General features: G+C 52.6%; 18 protein-coding genes. 8 read left to right on the top strand and 10 right to left on the bottom strand.

From position 1 onward, the window contains the following. Window positions 1–39: 39 nt before the first annotated feature. Window positions 40–2,604, top strand: coding sequence for a DUF7133 domain-containing protein (locus ACYVAD_RS22425; protein WP_461141778.1), 2,565 nt, complete (start codon window positions 40–42; stop codon window positions 2,602–2,604). A gap of 104 nt (window positions 2,605–2,708) precedes the next feature. On the opposite strand, the gene ACYVAD_RS22420 is transcribed toward ACYVAD_RS22425, so the two are convergent. The 3 genes from ACYVAD_RS22420 to ACYVAD_RS22410 all read right to left on the bottom strand — a co-directional run bounded on the left by ACYVAD_RS22420 (window position 2,709) and on the right by ACYVAD_RS22410 (window position 6,325). Further along, window positions 2,709–3,899 carry a phosphoglycerate kinase gene (locus ACYVAD_RS22420; RefSeq protein ID WP_461141777.1) on the bottom strand — a complete coding sequence of 397 codons (1,191 nt, stop codon included), beginning with the start codon at window positions 3,897–3,899 and terminating at the stop codon, window positions 2,709–2,711. Window positions 3,900–4,164: 265 nt separating this feature from the next. After that, window positions 4,165–5,340 (bottom strand): hypothetical protein, encoded by a 1,176-nt coding sequence (locus ACYVAD_RS22415; RefSeq protein WP_461141776.1) that lies wholly within the window; start codon window positions 5,338–5,340, stop codon window positions 4,165–4,167. Then, entirely contained in the window at window positions 5,327–6,325 is a 999-nt protein-coding gene (locus ACYVAD_RS22410; protein WP_461141775.1) for a DUF2157 domain-containing protein, read from the bottom strand. Before ACYVAD_RS22410 ends, ACYVAD_RS22415 begins: the two co-directional genes overlap by 14 nt. A gap of 50 nt (window positions 6,326–6,375) precedes the next feature. Between ACYVAD_RS22410 and ACYVAD_RS22405 the strand changes: the two genes are divergently transcribed. Further along, complete coding sequence (locus ACYVAD_RS22405; protein WP_461141774.1) at window positions 6,376–8,064, top strand: VRR-NUC domain-containing protein; 1,689 nt, start codon at window positions 6,376–6,378, stop codon at window positions 8,062–8,064. Between the two features lie 26 nt (window positions 8,065–8,090). Here ACYVAD_RS22405 and ACYVAD_RS22400 read toward each other — a convergent pair whose 3' ends face one another. The 6 genes from ACYVAD_RS22400 to ACYVAD_RS22375 form a co-directional block, all read right to left on the bottom strand. Next, the gene (locus tag ACYVAD_RS22400) at window positions 8,091–8,603 is read right to left on the bottom strand and encodes a thioredoxin family protein (RefSeq protein ID WP_461141773.1); all 513 of its coding nucleotides are present in this window, start codon (window positions 8,601–8,603) and stop codon (window positions 8,091–8,093) included. 26 nt (window positions 8,604–8,629) lie between these two features. Further along, entirely contained in the window at window positions 8,630–9,787 is a 1,158-nt protein-coding gene (locus tag ACYVAD_RS22395) for a DEAD/DEAH box helicase (RefSeq protein WP_461141772.1), read from the bottom strand. A gap of 103 nt (window positions 9,788–9,890) precedes the next feature. Next, window positions 9,891–11,330, bottom strand: a complete 1,440-nt coding sequence (locus tag ACYVAD_RS22390; protein ID WP_461141771.1) for a glucoamylase family protein — start codon at window positions 11,328–11,330, stop codon at window positions 9,891–9,893. A gap of 156 nt (window positions 11,331–11,486) precedes the next feature. Then, window positions 11,487–11,627 (bottom strand): RagB/SusD family nutrient uptake outer membrane protein, encoded by a 141-nt coding sequence (locus ACYVAD_RS22385; RefSeq protein ID WP_461141963.1) that lies wholly within the window; start codon window positions 11,625–11,627, stop codon window positions 11,487–11,489. A gap of 163 nt (window positions 11,628–11,790) precedes the next feature. Further along, window positions 11,791–12,117, bottom strand: coding sequence for a RagB/SusD family nutrient uptake outer membrane protein (locus ACYVAD_RS22380; RefSeq protein ID WP_461141770.1), 327 nt, complete (start codon window positions 12,115–12,117; stop codon window positions 11,791–11,793). Between the two features lie 14 nt (window positions 12,118–12,131). After that, window positions 12,132–12,389, bottom strand: coding sequence for a TonB-dependent receptor plug domain-containing protein (locus ACYVAD_RS22375; RefSeq protein WP_461141769.1), 258 nt, complete (start codon window positions 12,387–12,389; stop codon window positions 12,132–12,134). Window positions 12,390–12,857: 468 nt separating this feature from the next. Between ACYVAD_RS22375 and ACYVAD_RS22370 the strand changes: the two genes are divergently transcribed. After that, window positions 12,858–13,265 (top strand): c-type cytochrome, encoded by a 408-nt coding sequence (locus ACYVAD_RS22370; RefSeq protein WP_461141768.1) that lies wholly within the window; start codon window positions 12,858–12,860, stop codon window positions 13,263–13,265. A gap of 54 nt (window positions 13,266–13,319) precedes the next feature. Here ACYVAD_RS22370 and ACYVAD_RS22365 read toward each other — a convergent pair whose 3' ends face one another. After that, on the bottom strand, window positions 13,320–14,918 hold the full coding sequence (locus ACYVAD_RS22365) for a serine hydrolase domain-containing protein (RefSeq protein ID WP_461141767.1): 1,599 nt from the start codon (window positions 14,916–14,918) through the stop codon (window positions 13,320–13,322). Window positions 14,919–15,088: 170 nt separating this feature from the next. Between ACYVAD_RS22365 and ACYVAD_RS22360 the strand changes: the two genes are divergently transcribed. The 5 genes from ACYVAD_RS22360 to ACYVAD_RS22340 all read left to right on the top strand — a co-directional run bounded on the left by ACYVAD_RS22360 (window position 15,089) and on the right by ACYVAD_RS22340 (window position 22,495). Continuing rightward, window positions 15,089–15,958, top strand: coding sequence for a glucose 1-dehydrogenase (locus ACYVAD_RS22360; protein WP_461141766.1), 870 nt, complete (start codon window positions 15,089–15,091; stop codon window positions 15,956–15,958). A 330-nt stretch (window positions 15,959–16,288) separates the two neighbouring features. Next, window positions 16,289–18,733 carry a TonB-dependent siderophore receptor gene (locus ACYVAD_RS22355; RefSeq protein ID WP_461141765.1) on the top strand — a complete coding sequence of 815 codons (2,445 nt, stop codon included), beginning with the start codon at window positions 16,289–16,291 and terminating at the stop codon, window positions 18,731–18,733. 242 nt (window positions 18,734–18,975) lie between these two features. Next, complete coding sequence (locus ACYVAD_RS22350; RefSeq protein WP_461141764.1) at window positions 18,976–20,427, top strand: ABC transporter permease; 1,452 nt, start codon at window positions 18,976–18,978, stop codon at window positions 20,425–20,427. A gap of 1 nt (window position 20,428) precedes the next feature. Continuing rightward, a complete protein-coding gene (locus tag ACYVAD_RS22345; protein ID WP_461141763.1) occupies window positions 20,429–21,781 on the top strand; it encodes a DUF3526 domain-containing protein in 1,353 nt (450 codons plus the stop codon). A gap of 12 nt (window positions 21,782–21,793) precedes the next feature. Beyond that, window positions 21,794–22,495, top strand: coding sequence for an ABC transporter ATP-binding protein (locus ACYVAD_RS22340; RefSeq protein ID WP_461141762.1), 702 nt, complete (start codon window positions 21,794–21,796; stop codon window positions 22,493–22,495). Window positions 22,496–22,517 lie beyond the last annotated feature (22 nt).

Genomic DNA, 22,517 nt, shown 5'->3' with positions numbered 1-22,517 from the left:
GTTGCTGGAATGATCACTAAAGAGTCGTCTTCCCCCAGAATGAATGGATCTCAGTTTCGGGAAGGCCCTGATACGTTGTTAAAAGCAGCCAGCTGGCCCAACGAGTTGATGCTGACTGCATTCGCTGGTCCATCACTAACGCCTAGCCCGGCCTGTATGGCCGTGGCGCCCACAGGCGAAGTGTACGTGGGGGTTGATAAAATGGGATCGCTGGGAAAAGAGCCCGGTAAAGGAAGCATTGTTCGGCTCATCGATTCAAACAACGACGGGCGGATGGACAGCCATACGGAGTTCGCTCAGGTCGATAATCCACGGGGAATTCTGCCGCTGGGCGACCGGCTGCTGGTCCTGCACACGACCTTCTCACCCGAAACGAAGAAGGCGACCGGCATGGACCTGGTTGTTTTTGAGGATAAAAACCAGGACGGCGTTGCTGACGGGCCATCGAAACCGCTGATTGAGCATATCAGCAACGTAAACTTTATCCAAAGCCGTGGTACGGACCACGCGACCAATGGTATCCGGATGGGAATCGACGGCTGGGTGTACATTGCCGTGGGTGATTTTGGGTTTCATAAAGCCGTTGATCGGTCGGGCAAAGAACTGACCATGCTAGGGGGTGGTATTGTCCGGGTTCGGCCCGACGGTACCGAAATGGAGGTCTACACACACGGTACCCGGAACATCTACGATGTAGCCATTGATCCGTACATGAATACCTTCACCCGCGATAATACGAATGACGGAGGAGGCTGGAACATTCGGTTTTCGCACCACATCCAATCGGGTGAGTACGGCTACCCTGTTCTGTTCAAGCATTTCACCGATGAGATCATTCCGGCGCTGGTTGATGTCGGTGGCGGATCAGGAACCGGATCACTCTACATGGATGAACCCTCGTGGCCCGAAAAGTACAACCACGTACCGATGATGGCCGACTGGGGTCGCAACCAGCTTTACCTGCATCGGGTCACGAGCGACGGGCCCAGCTTTGTGCAGAAAGAGGAAGAGTTTATCAAACTGCCCCAGATCACCGATGTTGATATCGACGGCTCTGGACGGATGTATTTGTCCGCCTGGGACGGTGCTGGCTATACCGGCAACCCCGGCAAAGGCTACGTAGCGCGGGCCGTTCCAAAAGACTGGAAATACGTACCGTTCAGCAACGTCAAGAAAATGTCGGTTAAAAAGCTGGCTGACTTACTGCGATCCAACAGCGCTGTGGCCCGGCTGGCGGCTCAGCAGGAGTTATTAAGCCGTACCGATGCCAAAGTCCAGAAAACAGTTTGGTCGATTGCTACCGACAAAAGTCTGGCATTACCTAGTCGCATTGCGGCCATGTATACGTATGCTCAGGCGGCCGGCAGTGCCGGAGTAACTAATCTGGTCAAACTAACATCGGACGAAACGATGCAGGAATATGCCCTGCGCGCATTGGCCGACCGCAAAGCATTTGTTGCTACCGTACCACTGGAGCCATTCCTGGCAGGCTTGAGCAGTTCCTCGCCCCGCGTTCAGACAGCATCCATCATCGGCATGGGTCGTTTAGGCAAGCCCGAAGCAGCTCAGGCATTATTACAGGTTCGTGTGCCCGATACGTTCGTTCCTCCCGCGTCAGGAACCGAAGGACCCCACGCTACGCCTAATTCGTCAATCGTTCCCGCTCACCTGGCGGTTCGGGCGTTAGTTAATCTGCAAGCGGTCGACGCCTGTGTCAATGCCCTTAACACGAATCAATCGACACTGGCTCTCTGGGCGTTACGGTACATGCATGATCCCAAAGCCGTGAATGGACTACTGGCGGCTTACGCAAAAACAACCGATGCAGCTCAGAAAAGTAAGATCTTAACGACCCTGGCCCGGCTGTATAAGAAAGAAGCGAATTACGATGGCTCTTGGTGGTGGAGTACGCGCCCTGACACCCACGGTCCTTATTACCGGTCAGTTGAGTGGGAGTCATCACCCCAGATCAAAAACCTGCTGGTTGACGAATGGAAAAAGAGCGACCAGAAGAAGTTTTTCACCGATATGAATAGCCGCCTTCGTCTGGAAATTCCGGAGTTTGGCGTTGAAGAAACCGTCATCGCTAAAGAGGAGCCCAAAGTTGACCTGGAGAAAATAAGAAATAAGAAGGGACAGATTGGCGAAGCATCTATTGAGGACGTAATGCTGGCAATGGCCAAAATCAAAGGAGAAGCGGCCCTGGGAAAAACCTTGTTTACACAACAGGGATGTATTGCCTGCCACAGCCTCAACAAGAACGACCCCATGAAAGGCCCATTCATGGGACAGATTGGTTCGATCATGACTCGTGATCAGATTGCCGAGTCGATTCTCAAGCCAGATGCGTCCATCTCGCAAGGTTTCGCCACGGTGTTCATTACAGCCAAAGGAAATAAGAGTTACACGGGCTTTGTCACCGAAGAATCAGCCACCCGGATTGTCATGCGCGACATTACGGGGCAGGTGTACACGATCAAGGCATCTGACGTGGTTTCTCGTAAAGAAATGGAGAACTCCATGATGCCAACTGGATTAGCGAACGCGTTGTCCTACGAAGAGTTTGCGTCGCTGATTACGTTCCTGTCCCAGCAGAAGAAGTAAGGCGGTCGCAGGTCGATTGTGCACAAAAACAACGTTCGCCTTTCCTGGCATCCTCAACGGAGAATGCCAGGAAAGGCGAACGTTTATGTTTTCAATACGTGGTTTTACGCTTCCAGCGCAGCAACGCCCGGCAGCGTTTTACCCTCCATGTATTCCAGCAAAGCGCCACCACCGGTCGATACATAGCTTACGCGGTCGCCGTAACCAGCCTGGTTCACAGCCGATGCCGAATCACCACCACCGATCAGCGAGAACGCACCATTTTCTTCGGTTGCTTTCACAACCGCTTCCGCAATGGCATTGGTACCCGTAGCAAAGTTTTCGAACTCAAATACGCCCATTGGGCCATTCCACAGGATCGTTTTCGAATTCAGTACAACGTCCGTGAACAACTTGATCGTTTCAGGACCGATGTCCAGCCCTTCCCAGCCATCCGGAATCTGGCCTGTAGCAACGATCTGCCGGTTGGCATCGTTCGAGAAATCATCGGCGCAGACGTTATCGACAGGCATGTAGATTTTTACGCCTTTCTCTTCTGCTTTTTTCAGCAGCTCCAGCGCCAAGCCCTGCTTATCCGCTTCGAGAAGCGATTTACCGATGCTGCCGCCCTGCGCCTTCGTGAAGGTATAGGTCATACCACCACCAATAATCAGGTTATCGACTTTATCCAGCAGTTTTTCGATGATCAGGATTTTATCAGAGATCTTCGCACCACCCATAATCGCCGTAAATGGGCGTTCTGCCTCGTCCAAGATCTTTTTAGCGTTATCCAGTTCGGCCTGCATGACGTAACCCGCCACGCGGTCCGTAAGGAACTGGCCCATAACGGCCGTACTGGCGTGGGCGCGGTGTGCCGTTCCGAACGCGTCATTTACCCAAACATCGCCAAGGCTTGCCAGTTTTTTGGCAAACTCTTCATCACCTTTTTCTTCTTCCTTGTAAAAACGCAGATTTTCGAGCAGGAGGATTTCACCGGGCTGGAGCGCTGCTGCCAGATCCGTAGCCGACTGACCAATGCAATCGTCGGCGAATTTCACCTCGCGTCCAAATGCTTCGTTCAGAGCGGGCAGGATATGCTTCAGCGAGTATTTTTCTTCGGGACCGCCTTTTGGCCGGCCCAGGTGCGACATCAGAATGGCCGAACCACCATCGTTCACAATTTTCATGACGGTTGGGATAGTCGCCTTTATGCGGGTATCGTCCGTGATGTTGAACTGTTTATCGAGAGGAACGTTAAAATCCACCCGAACGAGGGCTTTTTTGCCAGCGAAATTGTAGGAATCTACGGTTTTCATGCGACTGCGTATGTCGTTAGGTTTACGGGGCCAAACTTAGCGGTTTTTCGGCAGACGCAGGCAGGAAGTTTAGTTTCAAGTCCACAACCCGCAGGGCTGTATGTCAAGCAACCTGATCAAAATCAACGTCATTGCGCAACAAGATTAGGCTCCGACCAAGAGATAGTATCAACGCTTATCAAACCACTCGTTTGGTATATCATCCGTACGCATCTGTTCCAGGTCACCTTCCCATTCGGCACTTTCAAATAAGAAAAGCTGATCATCAGTAGTTTCCAGAAGCACCACTACCCCCAAAATTACCTCCGCCAAACTTGCTAGTATCATTATGATTATGCGGAGCGCCTGTTACCACCTGGGTAGCGGCCAGCGTCTCTGGACTTAGGAAAAACTCATCGGGCGAATCGTCATCTGGTACGTCCGTAAAGCCATTTTGGGGCTGGCGCAGGTACTGGATGACGGCAATTGAAAAACTAATTAATATCAACCCGCCCGCGATGAGCGCTACGTTGAGCGACACCCATTGCAGGTAATGATGTAACGTTATTACGGCACCGACAAGGCCAAGTCCACCCAGAATAATCAACATCCGATTCTTGCGGGTAAGGCCCAGTTGGAGGTACGCCCCAGGAATACAAAAGGTAAACACCCAGAACAGGAACGCCAGGGATAGTTCTGGTGCTTCGGCCGGAATGGGTTTAAGCAGGAGCCGGTTCATTTCACGGGCCACGAAGTAGTTGCTGCTGGCCGCCAGCGCGATCAGCGCGCACCATTGTACCAGGCTGATGCAGTCGGCGTAATACGGTGTCTGATTTAATTGCCGGTTTGCCAGCCGGGCTAGCGCATAGATCGCAGCTGAAAGCGCCATCATAACGAACGGGAGCACGGCACGTCCCCCATCCAGGTCAAGCAGCCAGTCAAACACCAGCGCATAGGTCGTAGCCACCGTAAAAAAGGTAATCAACGTATCGCCGTAGTACCAAAGCACAAGCAGTAGTAAGGGTAGCGAAATGAGACAGTGAGTGGCCACCGACAAGCCGGGTGGCAATAATTGATTCAACCCAAATACGAGAAAGCCGGTTTGCATCACGACGAAGGCATTGTCGATTCCATTATGGTACAACTGTCGTTGCTGAATCAGGATCCAGCCCAGTCCAGCTACTAGTCCACCAAAAATCAGGTTGAAAGCACTGGACGATCCCTTCGTATTGACTAAGATTGGAAAGAACGTACTAACCAATAAATAGACCCCTAAAATAGTTACCGTCGTGAACAGAAACAGGCCAATTTCGATGTATCCGTTCGTTTGCTGAAACCCGACTGGATAAGTACGTCGAATAGTCTCCATCTGCTCGTTCGTCAGCAAATTTCGACGGCACCAGCTGTCGGCCTGCCGGACAATCTCACGGTTAAAAATCCACGTTACGTTATACGCTTTCATGCGTTGGCTTGGCTTTGGGGAACTGGCTCATCAGGTACACGACAAGCGCAATTCCGGTCAGGATAAAATACCAGTAATACAGACCGTCTCCCCACCTGACAGGATGCAGGTAGTGAAAAAACAGGTACGTCAGACCGATGTAGCCGTATACAGCACTCATCAGTAGAAATAGGAACGAGCCCCCGTGGTCCTTACTCCGTCGCCGACCGTAACGGTCCAGCAGAAAACAAGCTGCGGCTAGTCCCAGCACAAACGCTAACCGCAGACTTTCAAAGTTGAACAATCCACCCAGCAACGCTACCATCAGCAGATTTCCGGCAATGGTGAGGTAGGTATATGTAAAATGGGCTTTGATTCGGCGCTGTTCGAGGGTCAGGGCAATACCGATCAGCAACAGCGCCAGCAGAATGGCGGAGAAAACGGTTCGCTGATCGAAGAAGTTGGTTTTGAAATACAGCTCCAGCGGACGTACCGTTACGCCTACCCAGGCAACCAGCGATGTCAGCGCCAGCCCCAGCACACCCCGATGATCGAATCGGTATGCCAACGGTAGAAACAGCAGGGCGGGCAGCAACGTAACCAGCCCGTATCGAGTACCAAACAACGTATAGGCGTACTGCGCGTACCCTTCTAGGGTCAGAAACAACAGGCAGGCCAGTAACAGCGCATAGTCACCAAAGGACGATCGACTTTTGGCATGCTCTAGCGTCCAGTCCGGACGGAATCGCCAGGCAAAGGTGAAACTGGCCAGGCAACCCGCGGCCATAGCAGCCAGCAAAACTCCCCGTCCTAGCTGGTCAATATTGTCGTAAATCAAAAAGCCAAGACCAGCACTCAGCAACAGAATACCAACGTGCAGCAACGCCCGCAGTTCCCAGTGCAACGAGAAAGGCTTTTTCTGTTCATAGTCAACCAGTTGATCAGCCTGACTATCTGGCAAAATACCCTTCTTTCTCAGCTCTTCCAGCGTATCCGTTGGGGACATAAATACCCGTTTTTTTGTTATCTTACTACCCCACCCATGGGCTGCCATCTATGATCGGACAACAAAAAGTCATCCTGACACCCCGGTATTATCTCGACAACTTTCAGTACGTGCTCGCCTTTGTCAAACGGCTGTATGGTACGCTGTTGAATGAGGCTGAGTGGGATTTTATCAACCGATTCGAGCGATTGAGCGTAGACGCGCAGTGTCTGTACGTACGCTTCAGCAACCGCACCGGACTCTTTTTTCGAGTCGGTAAGCTACAGTATAACGAAATAACGGACTTATCAGCCGCAATTAACGAACTTATTGAGGCTGGCTTTATTGAGCGCCTGGACCGTCGCCACGAAATACTGGGCGATGCAGCACTCAGCATTTTCACCAAAGCAGAACTTCTCGGCCTGCTGCCATTAGCGCCGGAAGAGCTTAAACCGCTGACTAAAGAGAAAAAAGAAGGTGTTGTTCAATACGCCATTCGCGAACTTGACTTCGGAGAAATCATCACGAGCCTGACCACCCGAGAAACTGTCGTGAAGATGAATTTTGAAGCCGAAGGGATGATGGTCAAATACCTCTTCTTCGGCAACCGGGGCGGCAGCATGACCGATTTTGTTGTGCGCGACCTGGGAATGATCAACTTCGAACGGCACGACGAGAGCAAGATGACCGCTCGCTTCCGCACGCGTAAAGAAGTGGAAGACAAACTGCTGATCTCGCTGACGAACGAAGCCTTCTATCAGCTCAAAGAACGTGAAGCTCCGGCGGACGATGTGTATAACTGGTTTCTGAACTGGAACGAAACCCGGCTCGACCTGGCTCCCATCGCCCTGCCGGGTTACCAAAAATTGGTTTGCCGGGTAGGAGCTTATCTGGAGCGGCAGAAACTACCGGAGCAGGCGCTGACGGTCTACGAACTGTCAGATCAGGTACCCGCGCGGGAACGGCGGGTGCGCTTACTGTTTAAAAACGGGTCCGTGGAAGAGGCTCTGGCCTTGTGCGATGAAATTGCCGTGAGTCCGTTCAACGCTGAAGAGCGCTACTTCGCTAAGGATTTCCGCGATAAGATTTTAGGTCTGAGCGAGAAAAAGCGAACCCGCAAAGCCACCACACGTTTCCTGTCGGATGCTGACAGCGTAAATATTCCAGTGGCGTACCGGCACCATGTCGAAGCGGGCGTTATGAATTATTATCTGGAACGCGGCTACGATGCGGCTTTCACCGAGAATTACCCCTGGCGGGGCCTGTTTGGGCTTATTTTCTGGGATATTATTTACGACACAAACGTATCGGCCATTCACCATCCGCTGCAACGAGCCCCGTCGGACTTTTACCTGCCGGATTTTTACCTCAAGCGCGAAGAGCTCCTCAAGAAGCGGCTGGCCGAACTTCGAACGAAAGATGACTGGCGACGCCATACCGGTCGTATGTTCAACGCAAAATTTGGCATGGCTAACGTGCTGGTTGACTGGTCAGACGAATCACTGACCTTGGTACAACGCATGATCGACCTGCTTGACACCGAACAGCTCGGGCTCATTTTACTGGAAATGGCCCGTAATGTTCGCGAACACACCCGCGGTTTTCCTGATCTGCTCGTTTGGAACGAACAGGGGGACTATGATTTTGTGGAAGTAAAGTCCCCAACCGATCACCTCGGTCCGCAGCAACTGCACTGGCTGGAATTTTTTCAGACCATCGGGGTACGCGGCAAAGTCGTGCGGGTTATCTGGGAGGTGTAAGCCTCCCAGTAACACCGAGCTAGCCACTATTTCTTCGACACGTACGACTTCGGGTCCGTTGCGGTTGGGGACCATTGCTTCAGAAATTCCGCAACCAGCTTGGGACTGTGGCCTTTTCCTTCTTCCAGATATGCCGAGTTCTGCGTATGAATGCGGTTTCCTTTTCCGTCGAGTACGACAAATACCGGGAAGCCAAAACGTTGTGGATACCCCAACTGCGCCAATGTAGCTTCGTTCTTGTTCTCGGGGCTGTAGTTTACGTGCACGACTTCGTAATTCTGCTTCAGCAACCGATTCAGGGTCGTGTCGGTCGTTGTCAGGTTATTGAACCGAATGCACCAGACGCACCAGTTGCCGCCCAGTTGAAGCAGTACGTGTTTACCCTCCTTATTGGCTTTGCTAACGGCGTTTTTGATGTCCTGCTGGGCATCGGCCTGCGGGTTGTAGATATGGGGCGCGGGTGCTTTGGCGGCTTCCTGTGCCTGACTAACAGTGCATGAGGCTATTAGCAACGTAACGGCTAGCACTATTGATTTCATTTGTCAGATAGATTAGCGGTAAAGAATTAGTAGCCCTGCAAGTTAATCGCTTCCGATTCCAGGATTTCGACGCGCTTGCCCATTTTTTTCTGAATGATTTTAAAATGGTGTTCGTCGTCCGGGGTGATCAGCGAAATGGCATCGCCAGGGGCGTCGGCCCGACCTGTGCGGCCAATACGGTGCACGTAATCTTTGGGTGATCGGGGTAGTTCGAAATTGATAACGTAAGGCAATAGTTGAATATCGATCCCTCTGGCAATCAGGTCGGTTGCTACCAGTACTGTCAGCCGACCAGCTTTGAAACGGGCAAGCGCGTCGGTACGGGCGCCCTGCGTTTTTCCGCTATGAATAGCTGCCGCCTGAATACCGTTCTTGTTTAGTTTAACGACCAGGTTGTCGGCGGTGCGGGTCGACGAAACGAACACCAGTACCTGTTTCATCTCGCCCGACTTGATCAGGTAACGTAACAACGGCCCTTTGCGCTCGGCATCGACCCGGTAGGCGCGTTGCGTAATCAGTTCCAGGTTCTGCTCCGGCTCGGCAATCTCTATCTTGACGGGATTTTTCAGCAGGTTTTCACGGATTGTCTGAATGGCGTCGCCCAGCGTTGCCGAGAACAGTATTGTCTGCCGCTGACGGGATACTTGCGCCAGTACGTTATCCATTTCCTCGGCGAAACCCAGTTCCAGCATCTTATCGGCTTCGTCCAGCACAAGCGTCTCCACCGACAGCAGATCGGTAGCGTTCGACGCCAGCAGATCGAGCAGTCGGCCCGGTGTGGCGACCACAATCTCCGCATCGCGCAGGGCAATCATCTGCGGGTTAATCGATACCCCACCGTACACCGCGACTGTTTTCGGCGGCTTGGGCAAGCGTTCAGTGAACGTCTGGAATACCTCGGCTACCTGCCCGGCTAGTTCGCGGGTGGGCACCAGCACCAATACGCGGACCTCCGGCCGGGAAGCGGCTTTTCGGTTCAAGAACTGTTGCAAGATGGGCAACACAAAACTCGCCGTTTTCCCCGAGCCGGTTTTCGCAATACCTAATACGTCTTTCCCAGCCAGAATTGCCGGTATAGCCTGCTGCTGAATGGGATACGGCTGTGGATATTGCTGTCTGGCGACGGCATCAGTCAGGGCGCGGGACAGCCCGAGTTCGCCAAAAGGGTTGCTGGTTGTAGTCAATGAAATAGAGTCAATAATCTATCTTCCTAAACGGTTTTAAATAAAAATCGTGCGTAACTGGCCGAATCAATTACGCACTACTACTCTTTAGGACGAAGTCTGATTACTGCGCCAGCCAACCGCCGGTAAAACCAGCTTTGGTCAACCCACGACGAATGTGTGGGTTTTTCTGCATCAATTTCCAGATAAACCCAGACCGCAGGTTCTCCGCCATTAGTAAAATTGGTCCCTGATCAATACCAAGATAATCGACATCGAACCAACCGGATGAGGTTGATCCATTCGAAACGCGGGCCGGGTACCGATACGTTGGATTGAACGCATCCCGGAAGCCATACTCCCCGTAAAGCTTAGCCCCGTATTTCGTTTTCATCGCCCATAACGCAGGGACGCAAATCTCCGGGGCGAAGGCCATTGAGCCACCAGCGGCCGTGGGTGCAATCGTGCCGTCGTCCACAATCTGCGTGCTGGCAGCACCACGAGCGCGGTACGAGAAGAATTGCCGGGCCTCGCCAGACTTACCGTTGACTAGCGTATCACCAGGTCCGTCGCAGGCCGTCAATCCCCAGATAGTCGGGCCGTAGTCCTGCCATTTCCCTGGGTTAGCAACGCAGTAAGCGCGGTTAGCGTAGGTAGCCCGGCGCGAGTTTTCGAAGTAATCGATCCCCTTCCCACGCATGTACTCGTCTTTGATTCCCCGAAAATCGATCCAGACGTGGGAGTACTGATGACCAAACAGCGGATCGAAATTTACGTGTGTCTGGTTGTAGAACGTAGCCCAGGGATACGATTTTGTCCAGGCACTCCAAACGTCTTTACCCACCGGATGCGTTGGTGAACCGAGCGCCAACACGTACAGCAGCATAGCTTCGTTATAGCCGGTCCAATCGCTTTTGATAAACCCCGACTCGGGATGCCAGCCCATTGACACAAACGGCCGGGGCGCCGGACCGTTGTGATTAACCATCCCCGCCCAGTCGACGCGCTCATAAATCTGATCGGCCAGTTGGCGAATTTCGACTTCAGCAGCATTGTTCTGATCGAAATAACTCTGTGCACTCAAAATACCGCCTAGCAGCAGGGCCGTATCGATGGTTGACAGTTCGACCGTTTTAAAACGCTCGCCGGTTTTCATATCCAGAAAATGGTAGAAAAACCCTTTGTACCCCGCTACACCCGTTGCTTTGTCGGACTGCGGAGCGGTAGCGAAGAAACGTAATGTTTTAAGCGTCCGGTCGGCAGCTTGTAAACGAGTGATGTAATCCCGTTCAACGCTCACTAAGTACGATGTCAGACCAAAACCGACGGCGGCAATACTGGCGAATGAATTCGACGGCGCGCGGTCAGGAACCAGGCCGTTATCGGGATTGGTCTTTTCCCAGAAGTACCGGAACGTATCACGTTGCAAACTATCCAGAAACGTCTGATCGGATGAAGACAGCGAAAACGATGCTGAGACGGGGGCTACGGTCTGCTTTTTCGGCTGACAGCGAACCATGTTCAGACTGGCGCAAAGCAAACTTATGGTCAGTAAGTATTTCATACGCTAAAAATCAAGTGCCAACACAGAGGCACGAAGAACATAGAATACTACCAGTCGACAAGTTCGCGTCTTGTTCTCTGTGTCCTCCGTGCCTCTGTGTTTAATTTATTTCTGAGTGAGTCTTTTGTCTCTCCTCTTACGTCTTCACTCCAGCAATTAATACCCTGGATTCTGGGTCAATTGTCCACCGCTCAACTGGATTTGCGGTTGTGGAATTGGGAACAGTTCGTGTTTGCCCGTTACGAAGTTTTTGCCCAGCGCCTGAAACACAGCAGCTGTCCGTCCCTGACGAACCAGATCGAAATACCGGTCGTGCTCGAAAGCCAGTTCAACTCGGCGCTTTCCAGATTGCCTGCCGCAGATCAGCTTGCGCGGTAGTCGTTACGTTCGGTAGCGCACCCGTTGCGCCACCACGCGCCCGGGCCCGAACCAGATTCAGCGACGTTAAGGCTTTGGTCGATTACCCCAGTTCGTTGGCCGCTTCGGCGTTCATCAACAGCACCTCGCCGTACCGTAGAATCCGAACGTTCTTATTTGTCTCCCAGGTACTACCATTGTTGGTTTCCCGCGTCAGACTCACGTAGGCTTTGTAATTGTAATACGGATTTTCAGCATTAGCACTGACAACCCGACTACCCCAGAGCGTCATTCCTTTTTGAATAATCGTACCGTTACGCCGGGTATCGCCGGTTTCGTAAGCGTCGAACAGGTTCTGTGAGGGCGTATTAAATCCCCAGCCCCAGCCATTCTCGCCCCGTGCCCCCTGCGATTCGAAGTAGCCCTGCACGCCTTTGTTCGGCGTTACGCCCCGGCCTTGAATTTCGAAAATCGACTCAACGCCATTTTCCGACGATTCGCGCCACAGTTCACCGTAGTTCGGTAGCAGCGAGTACGCACGACATGGATGGCCGTTGCTGACGCATCTTTCAACACATCCACCGACGTAATATCGGATGTGTTGATGTTCCGAATATCTTCGGTAATGATTCCATCGACTACATAGAGCGGATCAGCTCCCCCCAATAATGTATCCGTTCCCCGAATCCGGACCGTTGGCACCTTCCCCGTTATCTACTGATTATGTGCCTGAGCACTCAGGCAGACGGCAAGCCATACTACTGTTATTAGGTAACCAATTGTCTTCATACGCGAGTCAGAATTTAATTTGGGCAATAAACTTAAGCATTCACTAACAAATACTATTTATGCTTTTTTTATTAACATTTTACCCACGTTGGATCAGTTTGTTAAGTAGCAAAATTTTATTTTGGTAGCCGTTTTTCTGCCCATGAGCTGGATTGACAAACTAGGTGTTGACTCGGGATAGAGTTTTAGTGAGGTTAAGGACACTTGTTTACCGAATTTATTGGGCAGACGATTAAACGATTTTAAGAAACTATTGTCCAACAAGTGTTTTACTAGGAAAAAGCCGGGTTATCATTGGCTTATCGTGGGAAGAATCTATTTTTGTGCTTTTCGCCCGCATCCTTGTGTAACATTTACAAATTATTGCTTACCCGATTTCTCATGAAAAAAACATTCGGATTCCTGTTCGCTACGGCTACCCTGGCTTTGGCGTCCTTTGACTCGAACGCACAGGCCCCAACTGCTGATATTCCAGCTGAAATGAATGCGTTGATGAGCAAATACACCTGTATTGCCTGCCACCGCCCGAACCAGCGGTTGGTTGGTCCGGCTTACGCGGACGTTGCCAAGAAAAAATACTCGAACGAAGAGATCGTGAACCTGATTTACAATCCGGTTCCAAGCCACTGGCCTGGTTACCCACCAATGGCGCCAATGAAGCAGGTTCCTAAGGAAGATGCGATGAAACTGGCGGTGTGGATCAACTCGCTGGATGGCGGTGCCAAGAAAACGTCGACCAAGAAGTCGAGCACCACGACCACGAAAAAATCGACCACGACAAAGTCGTAAGATCGTTCTCCCAATAAAAAAGCCCTTCCAACCGGAAGGGCTTTTTTATTGGGATCAGGCGCTGAGCTGCCCTTGTAATACGGGCCGGTTATCCTTTGTATCCGGGTTCAGGATAGCCAGACTTTTCTTAAACTCGACTTGAATGGTATCGCCCCGGAAGGTACACGTAACGCGCTCATAGTGGGCGGTTTCAATGAATCGCCAGATCATGCTGAATGTCTGGTCATCAAGCCAGGCACCCGTAGCGTACAGGGTAGTTGTTTTCTCGTTCGGGACGCTGGTTGGCACCAATTTGAGCGGCAATGGCGACAAGCCCGTCGTACTTTCCCGCCAGTCGCCCAGCCCGCACAGCACGTCGCGCGGTCCCTGCTCATCCTCCATCGTGAACCGCACTTCGTTTGGTTTGAACTTCAGCAATACGCTCTTGATGTTCATGCTGTTATCTGCAACTCGGTACGTTTTGCCACTCACCTTGTCAACAGCAGCTTTCGGCTCCAGCGTAGTCGGGGGGATGAACGAAAGCGTCGCTAGTTCCTGCTTTAGCTTCGTCTGTACGGCTTTTTTATCGGTAGCCATTCCTTTCCCTTTTAGCGCAGGCAGTATATGGTTCCAGACCTGATCCAGAATCCCCTGCATATCAGCTGTTTCGGACGTAATCGCAATCACGGCGTCCTGATCGGGAATCACAATGCAGTACTGACCGAACGCGCCGTCTCCCCGGTAGGCGTTGTTACGGCACCGCCAGAACTGGTACCCATAGCCCTGTAGCCAGTCATTTTCTTCCGCCTTCCGTGAGCCGCCTTTCGATTGAATGTGGGATTTGGTCGCATCGGCAATCCAGGATTCAGCCAGTAGCCGTTTGCTCTGCCAGACACCTTTCTGTAAATACAGCTGCCCGAACTTAGCGATGTCTTCGGTTTTTACCCGTAGTCCCCAGCCGCCCGTATCGATCCCATTTGGATCAACTTCCCAGTCAGCTCCTTTGATGTCGAGTGGATCAAATAGACGCGGTTTCAGATAGTCCAGCACGGGTTGGCCAGTCTTTTTCTGCACGATAGCCGACAGCATGTATGTAGCCCCACTGTTGTACATAAAAAACGTACCGGGCTCATGGTCGACGGGTTGGGCCAGGAACGCTTTTGCCCAGTTACCGTCTTTTGTGGTCAGCATACCCGACGTTGTATCCTTGTCGTGCCCAGTCGACATCGTCAGCAAGTCCTGTACCCGCATAGCCGCCAGGTTTGGACTAACCGTCGCTGGCACATCCTCTGGGAAGAAAGAAACAACCTTATCCTCCAGTGTGAACTTGCCTTCACCAATCGCCATTCCGACCGCTGTTGACGTAAAACTTTTACTGAGCGAATAGAGCGTGTGTTTGTACTGAGCCGCGTAAGGAGCCCACCAGCCCTCGGCCACAACGTTACCATGACGTAACACCATCAGGCTATGGAGATTGAGCTTTGCTTTCTCTACAGCATCGACAAAGTCAAGCAGTCCCTGCGACGCTACACCCTGCGTTTCGGGCAGGCTACGAGGCAGGCCAGCCGTTCGCGCAAATAAGGCCGAATCGGCTGTTGTATAGCCAGAAGATAGGCCTACGCCGGCGACGCCAAGGCCGAGCTGAAACAGAAAATCTCTACGGGTAATGCTCATGACCAGCAAAGGTATCCCCTGATTGATTCTACCGTTCTTTCAAGTCCGCTCAATAGATGACAGGCTTATTAGTCGGCAAAACTGCTTTTTTTGTTAACAAAATCTATAGACAAAGAGATTAATTTATAGCGCCCATAAGGACGCTTCATTCAACGTTAATCATTAATCAAATGTCACAAACAGAATCTCGTCCGACAGCTGAAGAGCTGAAAAGTGAAGTACAGGAATTTCCGGCTATTCAGGCCAAAATGACCCCAGAACCCGACAGTGATCTATCTAATTACAAAGCAGCTGGTAAACTCGCCGGTAAAGTAGCTATCGTTACGGGTGGTGATTCGGGAATTGGTCGCGCCGTCGCGATTGCCTTCGCCAAAGAAGGAGCCAACGTAACGATCATGTACCTGCCCGAAGAGGAAGAAGATGCTCAGGAAACCAAACGGCTGGCTGAACAATTCGGCACGACCTGTTTGACCATCGCATCCGACGTACGGGTGAAAACCAACTGCCAGGATGTTGTTGACAAAACCGTGAGTCAGTTCGGCCAGCTTGATATTCTGGTCAATAACGCGGCCTATCAGCACATCGAGAAAAAGATTCAGGATATTTCCGAGGAGCAGCTCCGCCGTACGTTCGATACCAATATTTTAGGCTACTTCTTTATGGTGCAGGCCGCCCTGCCTCACTTGAACGAAGGCGCGTCAATCATCAATACGGGTAGCATTGTTGGTAAGCAAGGCGAACCCCAGTTAGTTGACTACGCATCGACGAAAGGTGCCATTCATGCGTTTACGAAATCGCTGGCAACGCAACTCGGCGAACAGAAAATTCGGGTTAATGCCGTACTGCCTGGTCCTATCTACACGCCATTCCTACCCGGTGCTGGCATGGGCCCAGACGGCGTTAAACAGGCCGCTTCGAAAACAATTCTACAACGCCCTGGTCAGCCCGAAGAGCTCGCCCCTGCCTATGTATTATTGGCGTCGGAAGACGGTAGCTATATTACTGGTAGCCTGCTTGACGTAAACGGTGGCAACGCCTAAGCGAACTAACGTATTTGTTGGAAATTTATACTCCTTCCAAAAAGCCGCTTCCAATTAGAGGAAGCGGCTTTTCCTGTTTAAGACCGAGATGCTCCTGGGTGCGATAGACCGGGCATTACCTTTCAAGGATTACAACGTAATACAATCTTTTCTTCTTGAATACCCTTTCTTTTTGCAACGTTAGTGCAAAAAATGCGGAGTGTATATTATCCCCTTTCTATATTTGCAACACAGTTGCATATTTAATCTTACCAGTTCTCCTGCTGATGTTCTAGCGCTAGGCCTCTACCTGCTGGAGTCACTGACGAACCACCGGACCAACATAATTTGATGAAGCATTTATTTACGTTCATATTTCTCCTTTTGACCATAAGCTTACGCGCGCAAACCATATCGGGCACGGTCATCGACGCTGTAACGGGCAGTTTCATCCCCGGCGCGTCGGTACAGCTAACAAGTAATAACACGGGCACGTCGACGGATTCAACCGGTCGGTTTACGTTACCCGGTAAAGGGACCATCCGGGTGTCGGCGGTGGGATACCGGACGTTGACAATGGTGGGCCGAGCGGTGCCGTTTACCGTTGAGCTGATCCCGACAACGAACGAACTGCAAACGGTGGAGGTTGTGGGCCGGGCAACGCGTGAATACAATAGTGAATATTCCTTCTCGGCCACCAAGATTGCCGCGCTCAACAAAGACGTTCCGCAGTCGATCGGAACGGTGACGAAAGAACTGATGGCCGACCGGCAGGCGTTCCAACTGGCCGACGCGGTAAAAGTTATCAGCGGGGTTATTCCATCGAGTTATTATAATCAGTACGCCATTCGCGGCATTAGCCAGAACGAGGAAGGGCAGATTATCAACGGCATGCGGACCCGGCAGTATTATTTCATGCAGCCGCTGACTACGAATATCGAACGGGTCGAAGTCATCAAAGGACCCGCCACGGCCGCGTTTTCGTCGGTCGATCCGGGCGGCAGTATCAACCTTGTCACGAAAAAACCACTGGCAACGACCCGGCGCGAAGTGGGTCTGAGCGTGGGCAGTTTCAGTACGTTGCGTGGCACGATGGACTTCACGGGACCGCTCAACGCCAGCAAAACGCTGTTGTACCGGGTCAACGGCGCGTATCAGGAAGCCCGTAGTTACCGCGATCTGGTGCGCAACAACCAACTGCTGTTCTCGCCTTCGTTCTCCTACATTCCCAGCGAGCGAACAGCCATCAACGCCGAGCTGATCGTGAGCCGGATGGACGGAAACCTGGACCGGGGACAACCCATCTTCGGCGCTGTCGCCGGGCAGACAAACCTTAACAGCACACCAATCAGCCTAAACCTGGGTGCGGCCAGCGATTATTTCCGATCGAACCAACTGCTGCTGACGGGAACGCTAGCGCACCGCTTCAGCGACCACATCAGCCTGAACGGCTCGTACATGAAGCAGACCTGGCAGGAAGATTTGCAGGAGCACCGCACGACGAATGCCTTCGGCGTCGACATAGCGGGACAACCCGTTACGTCACTGGCGGCTATGCAATTCGTGCAGCGTCGACAATTCTGGAACATCGACAATATGATGGCGTACCTGAACATTACTGGTCAGACGGGGCCGCTGGGGCACAATCTGGTGGTGGGTTACGACCTGCACCGGTGGCAAAAGCTGAAGGGTGGCGGGCAGAATGCGGCTCGCGGCTACCTGTTGAAAGACGGCTCGGTGGCTACCAGTTTCGTCGTTGCCAACGCGGCCAACTACCAGACGCAGACGATTGGTGGCGTGGTTATTCCTCGGCCCAACGTTCCGCACTTCGACCTGAGCAACCCGACCTATACCATCCGCAGTGCCGACGATTACGTAACGAATATCCGCACGGCACTGCAACCTGCCCTGACCACGACCAACGCCGTTTACATTCAGGAGCAACTGAAAATCAGCCGCCTGACGCTGTTATTGGGGCTGCGCAACGAATGGTTTACTGACATTACTAACTACAATGCCCCAGGTCCGATTACCGTCACGAAAACGGCGCTACTGCCCCGACTCGGCCTGACCTATGCTGTCAATTCAGCCGTCAACATCTACGGAACGTACCTGCGCGGATACCAGCCACAGTCGAACACCGTTACGTTGATTCCCGTACCGGCTCCGGCGGGCAGTACCTTCGACCCGCTGGAAAGCGATCTAAAGGAAGTGGGTATAAAAGCCGACCTGCTGGGCAATCGCCTGCATATTACGTCGGCGCTATACGAGATCAATCAGCGTAACCTGTTGATGAACGCCAATGACCCGACGAACCCTGATCTGCTCGTGACGCGCGGGGCCGAACGCAGCCGAGGTTTCGAGCTGGACCTGGCGGGTTATCTGTTGCCCAACTGGCAGATCAACGCGTCTTACAGCTACATCGATGCTACCATTGTCAACGACCGCGAAGCCAGCCTGATTGGCGCGCGGAAGCAGAACACACCTGTTCACAGCGGTAACCTCTGGACGCGCTACAATTTTGCGTCCAGCACCGCGCTGGCGGATCTGGGTATCGGCCTTGGTGCGCAGTACAGCGGCAGTAAGATTCCTTGGTTTACACGGGCGTTTGAGGTACCGGCCTACACCCTGTTCGATCTGGCGGTGTACTATACACCGTCACGTAGCAACGTGCAATTAGCCCTAAACATGAACAACGTCCTGAATACCACCTACTGGATTGGCGCGCAAAACTATCTGCGCCTGTTCCCCGGTGCCCCGCGCAATACCAATTTGACGTTGACGTACCGGTTTTGACTGTACCTAAACACCCTTCGGAGCAGTGCTATTAAGTTCTTAAAATCAGCCTTGACGATTACCAGATTTTCTTCCGCTTTACCTACCCCCGTCCCCTAAAGGGGGAGAAACTCGCCCAAAAACGTCTCCCTCTTTAGGGGGCGGGGTAGATCCAACTAGAACTTAATGGTCCTGTTTTTTTAAGGAATTTAGGGACAACATCAAGCTATCAAGCTAACAATCTAATTTTCAAGTTTTTACCCATGCCTTCATCATCCCCCGAGCAACTACTAGCCCGACACGTCCGGCGAACGGCGTTTGCCAGCCGGGTCGTCTGGCTGCCGATGGCGGTTATCGCTGTGCTACTGGTGTACGCGGCCGTGCTGGGCTGGCTGAGTTTTCGGGAGCAGACCGCACTGCGCGTCCATTATCAGGAAGAAGCCCGGCACGATTGGCTGAACAACCCCGATAAGCATCCGCACCGAATGGCGCACTTCGGCAACTTCGCGTTTCGCCCGAAGCCCCCCCTGAGCCTGTTCGATTTCGGCATGGAAAGCTACCTGGGTAATCTGATCTTTCTGGAAGCGCATAAGCAGAATCCGGTCAATTTTTCGGAAGCGGGCTTTTCAACGGGTTTATTACGCTTCGGTGAAATCAGCCTGGCGATGGTGCTACAACTGCTGCTGCCACTACTGATTTTTTTTCTGGGTTACGGAGTCGTTGCCGCCGAACGCGATTCAGGCACGCTTCGGCTTCTGCTCAGCCAGGGTGTTAGTCCGCGGCAATTGCTGGTTGGTAAAACGCTGGGGCTGATCGGCGTAGTGATGCGGCTATACATACCTGTAGTTACGCTGACGGCAATAGGCTGGTTTGCCCTGCAAAATGGGCGTGTCAGTGCCGACGAAACCATCCGGCTGCTGTTGCTTGTGTTGGCCTACGCAGGCTATCTGATTATCTGCTGTGGGGTAGCCGTACTGGTGTCGGCTCGGAGTGGATCAGCCCGGACAGCGCTGGTGACGCTCATGGGCATTTGGCTGATGCTGACGATTGTGTTACCCCGCGCGGCACAGGCGGTCGGGGCGTACCTGTACGAAATCCCGTCAAAAGCACAATTCTTCGCCAAAATCCAGGACGACGTGCTGAAAGAAGGCGACAGCCACAATCCTAATGATGACCACTACGCTAAACTCAAGGATTCGCTGCTAACGGCTTACAGCGTTGATTCGGTGCAGCAACTACCGGTCAATTATAGTGGTGTGGTTATGGCCGAGGGCGAGAAAATCAGCGCGCACATCTATACCGATCATTTCGGCCAGTTGCAACAGGTGTATCACCAGCAGAACCGGCTATCGGAACTCGTGGCTTTCATCGACCCTTTTCTGGCCATCAAGCAACTGTCGATGGCGCTGTCAGGCACCGACTACGCGACTTACGCCGACTTTCAGCAGCAGGCCGAACGCTACCGATACGACTTGGCGCAGCACCTCAACGAACTACAGATAAAATACATCTCGAACAAAAAATTAGGTCCAAACGACAATCCGTATACCATCAGTCGCGCTAACTGGGAGGCCATGCCTGATTTTACGTATCAGCCGTTGTCGGTTGGGGCCACACTGATGCAATCGTGGCGGTCACTGCTAGCGCTGGTCGTCTGGCTAGTCGGACTTGTTTTTACCTTCCGCTGGGCTGCCAGAACATTAACCGTTGCTTGACATGATCCGATTAGCCTTTAAAAATTTCATTCGGTCAGGGGGCGTACTCGTCGGATTAGCGTTACTGCTGACGGCAGGCGTGGTCAGTCTTTTCATCGGACGGCAATTCCTCAACCGGCAAACACAGGCCATCGCCGACGTACGGGCGTATCAGCAGACCGATTTTGCCCGCAATATCGCCACTCATAAAGATGAACTGGGCCTGTTGCTCTACTACCTAAAGTTTTCCCTGGTCAATCAGTCACTGCCGCTGAGCGGATTGTCGCTGGGTCAGCGCGACGTAAACCCGTCGATCCAGAGTGTCACAATCCGGGCGTTGGAAAGTCAGCGTTACGACGCCGATTTAACCAATCCGGCCAACCTGTTGCTAGGCAATCTGGACTTCAGCTTCGTCGTAATCTACCTGTTTCCACTGCTAATTATTGCCGGTTGCTACAATCTGGTATCCGACGAGCGGGAGAGCGGTACCTGGAAACTGGTTGTTGTGCAGCAGCCTAACGTCATGTCGGTTATCTACCGGCTTTACGCCATCCGTGTTGGTGTGATAGTCGGTTTGCTACTCATCTTGTTTGCGCTGGCCGTGCCACTATTGAACCTGCCAGTCGACGGCAGGTTGGCAGCTTTCGTAGGTATGTCGGTGCTGTACGTGCTATTCTGGGTGGCCGTTTGTTTCTGGGTTACGTCGCTTCGGAAGCGGTCGAGCGTCAACGCACTGCTGCTGGTGACAGGCTGGCTGAGCCTGATTGTACTCCTACCGACATTATTGAACACGTACATCGTTGCGCGCTACCCGACGCCGGAAGCCCTCGAAACGACGCTGACGGCCCGCAAAGGCTATCACGAAAAGTGGGACACCGACAAGCAACAGACGATGCAAGCATTTTTTGCGCATTATCCACAGTTCCGCTCGATTCCCCCGCCAACGTTGGCCTTCGACTGGCCGTGGTACTATGCCATGCAGCAACTCGGCGATGACGATGCCGCCAAATCAGCCAACACACTGCGGCAAAAAGTAGCCCGGCGTGAGCTGGTTAGTCGGCAACTTGCCCGGTTTATCCCCCCGCTACACACGCAATTGCAGTTAAACGAGCTGGCGGGTTCGGGGTTGGGTAATCAGTTGCGATTTCAGGAAGCAACGGGCCGTTTTCATGAAGGACTTCGGCTGCATTTTTACCGGGCGATGTTCACTGATACGCCCGTAAGGGCCGAAAACTGGAACCGCTTCGACGTAAAAACCTTCCACGACAACACCCCTACCAACGCGCTGACCGGTCTGCTACCGTTACTGGCCTTCATCACGTTGTTTGCCGGACTAGGCTGGCTCAATTTCCGCAAAACGGCCACGATGGCCTAACGCCTATTACGTATGTTACAAGCGATAAACCTGACTAAGCAATACGCGCCCGAAGCACCACCCGCCCTCAACGGGCTAAATCTGACCGTCTCTCCCGGCGAAATTTTCTGCCTGCTGGGACAGAACGGCGCCGGTAAGACCACGACGATCAACTTGTTCCTGGGCTTCCTGCAACCTACGTCGGGACAGGCACTCGTCAACGGGCTGAACGTGGCTGAGCACCCGCAGCAAACCAAAAAACACCTGGCTTATTTGCCCGAAACGGTGCTGCTGTATCCTAATCTAAGCGGTCTGGAAAACCTGGATTTCTTCGCGTCATTAGCAGGGTTTACACTGTCGACCGACGAGTTGCGAGGTTTGTTACTGCGAGCCGGATTGCAGGCCGACGCCCATACGCGCCCCTTGGGTAGCTACTCGAAAGGGATGCGGCAGAAAGTGGGTATCGCCATTGCACTCGCCAAGCAGGCAAAGGTGCTGCTTCTCGATGAACCCACCAGCGGACTAGACCCCAAAGCCAGCAACGAATTTTCGGACTTGCTCACCCAACTCAGCGCTGACGGCACGGCGATTCTAATGGCGACGCATGACATCTTCCGTTCCAAAGAAGTCGGTACACGCATCGGTATTATGCGGGCAGGACACCTTGTTGAGACCCTGCCCACTACTAATCTGACGGCTAACGAATTTGAAGCGATTTATTTGCAGACGGTCTGATTTGTTTATAGCGTAAAGGCGT

This window comes from Spirosoma pomorum, from assembly GCF_054776615.1.
The sequence above is the reverse complement of the archived record's forward strand: the minus strand, read 5'-3'. Positions and strand labels throughout refer to the sequence as shown.